This window comes from Vibrio sp. VP6 (genome assembly GCF_028823755.1).
Classification (GTDB): domain Bacteria; phylum Pseudomonadota; class Gammaproteobacteria; order Enterobacterales; family Vibrionaceae; genus Vibrio; species Vibrio parahaemolyticus.
Genome location: NZ_JAPEID010000080.1, coordinates 1 through 5,639, shown reverse-complemented (window position 1 = coordinate 5,639; position 5,639 = coordinate 1). Strand labels below are relative to the sequence as shown.

Sequence of the window (5,639 nt, the reverse complement as noted above, 5' to 3'; positions counted from 1 at the left end):
CTTTTTTATTCATTTCACTACTGCGTTAACGAAAATATTTGCCCTTACTGATGACGGCAAAGAATCCGTTTTGGTGCAGAGATTCTGCTACGAGCGCGCCGCCTTTAATATAAGACACCAAAGGCAACCAAACGTCTTCCTCTTCATAATATCGAGCCAGCGTTAATTCTTGAGACGACGTGATATCACTGATATCCACGGTCAACGTGAACGTGTCTTGGGTTCGAATGGACTCATTATACCATTGCCCCCCTTCTCCAGGATTGAGTATATTGCCAAGTTCATCGGTAAGCGTCCCCGTTTGTTCCAACATTCCATCGATCATCAATACATCAGACAGCACTTTGGGGTGGGTACTTTGCAGCCATAAGCATTTAATTTCTTCTGCAAACGCGTAAGTTGTGTTTGAGCCACTGTCAATTTGACGGTTGAAGTGTTTATTCATGCCTTCGGTAATTGTCGCTGAAGTGCCGCGCATTCCGTCTATGCTGGATGGAGGTATGACCATGTTATAAGCATAATTACTCGGGATCAAAGTTGTTTGATTTCCTTTAATGGATAACGTACGACATATCGGTTTCCAGCCTGCATCATTCAAAAAATGCTGTGTTACAGGGTCGGTTTGATCTAGCTTGTATTGCTCTCGGAATCCATCCGTCTCATCAAAAGACCAGGAGCCCACCATGTTATCACTGGGATACCATAGATGTTCATTCCCCCATATGGTCAGATGTTGTAAATCGCCTTTGAGTTCAAACACACCAAACGCGGTCACTCGTCCGGAGGAGGCATTGGTGGCTTGAGTCATGAGTGGTACTTCATACTTGTCTAAATAATGACGCTCAATCGCGTAGTGTTTGTGGGAGCATGAACCGAAAATGTATTGATGAATGCTGTTTGAGGGAAAGCATTGTGTCGCACTGGCACCCAAAAGATTGTTTTCTGGTTGCGCGTAATCGCCAAAATGTACGTGTACCTCAAGGTCCGACGATGCGCCTTCAGCATAAATCAGACTTTTGGAGATGATGTGATCATGACCTGCTACATACAGGACATTATACTCGGTCAGTAACGACAAAAATCGTTGAGTAATGCCAGGATGTTGCGTTTCCAGATTAGGGAAGAGTCCTTCACCGGAAGAAGATACCGAAAATTTACCAACCTCTTCTAATTGCCCCGTATGATTTCGACCAGAGAGAGGATAGTGGCAAAATAAAACGACATGGTTAAATTGCCCTTGTAACCGCTGCAACTCAGATTCAATGAAGTCCAGGTTCAACAACCAGTCCTCATTTTTTCTAATGGGCGTCCCATCGGCCAGCGTCGTGAGCACATCGCCATCCCAGTTTACGGTAATAAACGGATCACAACCGAAGAACAAGGTGTCATCAATCACAAATGAGTACAAGCCACAGCAATCTAAAGGCTCTCCGGTATCTTCTCGTAGAAAGGTTGGTTTGGTGATGTTGGCTTTATTGTCGAGCAGTGAACCGACACCTTGAGTCCAAAACGTTTTGATGCCATCAAAATCATTATTATCCATGCCAGTGAACATCACTGCCGTTCCTTCATGGTTGCCTCTCACCGGATAAAGGTTCAAGCGTTGATCGAACTGTTCATTTTTTATCATGGCCATATAAGTTTCCACTTCCGAATGACCATCAAGGTAGCCACTTGGATTGGGAGTGTCGGTTTGGTCACCGACTAATAAGACGTGTTTGATCCCTTGACGCTCAATCTCTTCGAGCGTGCTCTTTAGTAAGTTGCCGTTTGCGTGGACATCGCCAATGACCGCAAATTTTGTGGTGGTGCCGGTGTCATTGGGAATGATAAAAGGAGCGGTGGTGACTGATGGGGTGTCGCTGTGGCAGCCCATCAAATTGCCCATTACCCCGTAAGTGGACAAGCCTAATGCTGATAACTTAATAAATTCACGTCTGTTCATTGTTTAATAGATTCATGTTGGTGAAACGATGCCGACACCGTATTGAACCTGTATGTTATTTTTATTTCACATTTGTGACGAATAAGTATGGGTAGCTAAAGGAGGAAGGAGGACGTTCATCGACGCCTTGATGAGTGGAAGATTGGAAGGGCGAGTAGGATTGCTTTTGTTATCGGGAACTTACCTTGCATTAATTGTATCATGAAAATGCTTAATGACTGATGCTGTTTTTATTGATGTTGCGGATGGATAATGAGCTTCGACGTTGTAAGCCGAAGCTCATAGACTTAAATGGCCGCGAGACCAAACATATAGAGACCGCAGATTAACCCCATGAGTACAACAAGCGATCGCTATGTTAGCGATATAAAAGAGAGGGTGGAGTGCTCTCGTGAGCCCAAACAGGAGTGCCGGCGCGGCCAGTTCGTCCTAGTGAACACCTCTCGCTTACTAATGTATGAGTAATGAGGGCATGAAAACGGCAGTTGAGCGAGCTTAAAAATTGAGTTGATGAATCCTTGCAAACCTCTCGCATTGATAATACGCGTTTAACCATGAGAGCTGTTGTAATCGCTAGATCACTAAACAAACGAGGTCTTCCCCCGTTTGCTTAGCTTCATTTGTTTCCATAACCGAATAACTTCTTCATCAATCAAAAATTTCAGTGAACCGCGACTGATCAAAGCTTGGTTATAGTGTTTCCAGTTGGTTGTTTTGTAGCGAGGTTTGGCCATTGGTCTAAGCGTTTGAATGAACTTAGCTGATCAGATCGTAGGCTGATGATTTAGTTACCTGATTTAGGAAACAAAGCCAATATAACGGGTAACTCAGTTAGAAAACATCCGAAAGTTGTCAATATTCAGGCTGAATAATGACAGTTTAACAAGCCTCAGTGCAATACCAATCTCCATTAATACCACAAAAACTAACTCTTCCTGTTATGTGCATTTTCAGGGCGACCTTTTGGCTACTTTCTGTAAAAAACTTCAGAAGCTCAGTATTGCTTTCACTATCAAATGTTGAATATTCAAGTAAGGGCCTGCCACTCACCGGATCAATCTCGATGACATTAGGTTAACCGCGTTAGTTGTCTGACAATGAAGTCAAATTTAGTCGTAGTAGCGGCACGAGATAACCGTGATAGCTTAAACTTCAACGACTTAAGCTCGCCTGATGTCATTTAATAAGGTAATTGTTCTTTTGCTGCGACACAGGTGTTCTTTGTTTATTCTAGGATTCTTCTTTCAAGTTAAGGAGCAGTAATAATAAGTTTCTCCTCATTTATCATCTAGACATAATCAGTTTACTGTCATAGCTAAAATGTTGACGGCAATTTTACCTTGTTTTGGTATTGAGTTCTAAATTGCTCCAGTTCAGTTGCATTGATGGGAGTGTTATCTGGAACGGGGAAATCGGGCCCATTATGTGGGCACCGCTCTCTTGTAACCGGATGCATGCAATGAGGGTTAAAGGGTGAGCTGATAGCCCACCTCGATATCTAGTGCTGCTAAATGACGTTTTAAACTGGTTGCGAGTGCGGGGCGTGATATTCCCAGAACTCTGAATACGGCTTCAATGCGATCTCCTTGTCAAAACGAGTATATTAGGTTCGGGATATCTATCTTCTCTACAGACGTAGAGATTTCAGGGACCGGTCCTGTCAGTAAACGAGTCGAAAAAATAGGTAACGATGTCCGCTGGAGGTGGTTATTTGCATGATATGATAACGCGGCGCCACCACTTAAAACGGCAATGAGCGGGATATTGACTTTGATGCAGGTGTAGTGGTTTTGTAGCGAGGCTTTGACATGAAATCAAAGTCAGTGAATGTACGTCCCTGGTCTGATCGTAAGATTCTGATTTAGTACATTCGATTTCTGCAACAAAGCCAATGAGAATAGGTAACTTATCAAAATTCTTTTACTAGGTGCGGCATGACTTGAGTCATACGCTGTTTCTCTAATGTCATCGCCGCGTGATGTTGGTGACGCACAAGTAACGACGCCCACTTTTCCATTCGAACTTGGCTTTCTCCTATACGTACATTATTTATCCACATATAGTGTAAATCAAAAGTCACTATCGTTTGAGCATGATACGCCTCATTTGCCGAATAGATTTGGCTGTATCGATTGTCTAAGACATCAATACCATCCTCATGATGGTACTCCAAAACTAAGTGATAAGTTTTAGGCGCACTCGAAGCCAATAACAAATACGCAAGTCGCAATCGTTCAAAAGGAATGCCTTGCCGAAGGAGAGAAAAATATTTTGCGATAGCTATATCTTCACAATCACCTTTAAAACCTCTTAAAGTCTCCTCCGGAGTAGCCCAATAATCTTTTTGTCCCCATAATGTAATGTCTCGCGTATAGATGATCTGATTATAAAATTCATGAGTTATCAGCAACCGATGTTTTATCCAAACATACTCCCGAGCTTGCGCATCGCCAACACCCCATAATAAGCACATCATTATCATTCGTCGCATATTGGCATCCATACTGTTATATCTACTTAATAACAGTATGGAAGACCAACCCATTCTCTGCACTATACAGTAAAGAAAACGCTCCTCTACATTCTCTTTTTCTTCATTGCAAATCCGTAGAAATGACCTCGTTGCAAATTTTTCCCATACCGGAATTCTAGGTCTGAAACCTGAATGGAATGAATAATATGTCTGAGTTCAACGGTTACTATTTTTTGGTCAAGTTATTATCTGGGCGGTTCGTTGGTACTGTAAGTACAGTATCAGTCATCGGGTACTAACCGAAGAGTTCTGACCACACTACGCTGGTATTGAAAGCCAAGATGAGCCTTTTCATGGCAGATTTATGAAACCTACATACGAATAAAAAACGCTGGATGTATCTTTATCGAATCATAACGGAGTTAGGTGAAAGCGTGGATTTCTATTTATCAACCACTCGTAATACAAAAGCTACTAAAACTAAAGAAAGAAGGAGTAAGCCAGCCGGAAATTCAACATCGACAAATCAAATATATGCACAATCGAATAGAATCTAATCACAGTAAGCTAAAGCGATTGATTATCGCAGTAAGAGCGAACCGCTTACGCAACGATTAAAAGGTTTGAAATGATGCGGAGGTTTCGTAAAGGTAAGTTCGAACTGATGGTGTTTGGTCGAGGAACTGCAAGTAATTTGTGTCTGATAGAAAGGCAGTTTACCTTCTAGCCCATCATTCATCCCTGATTAACTGGCTTCTTCAACAGCTTTGCAACAGAGCTAGTTCAGCGGAGTCTTTTTGTAAATATTTGAACTTCACACAAGTGTGAGGTTCAAATCCAATGCCTTATTTTATGTCTGTTTGGAATTTTCATGTGTTGTGGTTTTTATTATTCTTCATAATCAATCATTTAGCCATCTAAACGTACACTTTTGTTTCGTTGGGCCACCAAACCCCTTGATGGAAGTAAAAGTAACCACGCAGCATTAAATGCCCTGAATATGCAACTGTGGTTGACGGGTTATTTCATGCTGTCACTGGTTGAATCTGGACATAAAATATCTGAACAACATCGTCGAGCAGAGTTTCTGTTGGGTTAAACATAAGACGCGGCAAGCTTTTGGGGGAAGTTAATTGAAGGAGCGACGACAAGTTTTCATAGCCGAGAAATGTGGACTATGCTCAAACGCGATCAGATAGATGTGGTTGGAGAGACTGTCTG

2 protein-coding genes and 2 pseudogenes are annotated in these 5,639 nt (G+C 42.2%); 1 reads left to right on the top strand and 3 read right to left on the bottom strand.

Translation table 11 applies throughout. The annotated features are described in order from the left end of the window. Positions 1-25: 25 nt before the first annotated feature. The 3 genes and pseudogenes from OU793_RS23435 to OU793_RS23425 form a co-directional block, all read right to left on the bottom strand. Positions 26-1,945: a metallophosphoesterase gene (locus OU793_RS23435; RefSeq protein ID WP_025792422.1), complete on the bottom strand. Its 1,920-nt coding sequence runs from the start codon at positions 1,943-1,945 to the stop codon at positions 26-28. A gap of 353 nt (positions 1,946-2,298) precedes the next feature. Beyond that, positions 2,299-2,679 (bottom strand): annotated as a pseudogene (locus OU793_RS23430) (transposase). A gap of 1,175 nt (positions 2,680-3,854) precedes the next feature. Then, complete coding sequence (locus tag OU793_RS23425; protein WP_025792420.1) at positions 3,855-4,436, bottom strand: transglutaminase-like cysteine peptidase; 582 nt, start codon at positions 4,434-4,436, stop codon at positions 3,855-3,857. Between the two features lie 226 nt (positions 4,437-4,662). On the opposite strand from OU793_RS23425, the pseudogene OU793_RS23420 reads away from it, so the two are divergent. Next, positions 4,663-5,145, top strand: a pseudogene (locus tag OU793_RS23420) (DDE-type integrase/transposase/recombinase). The last annotated feature ends 494 nt before the right edge of the window (positions 5,146-5,639 follow it).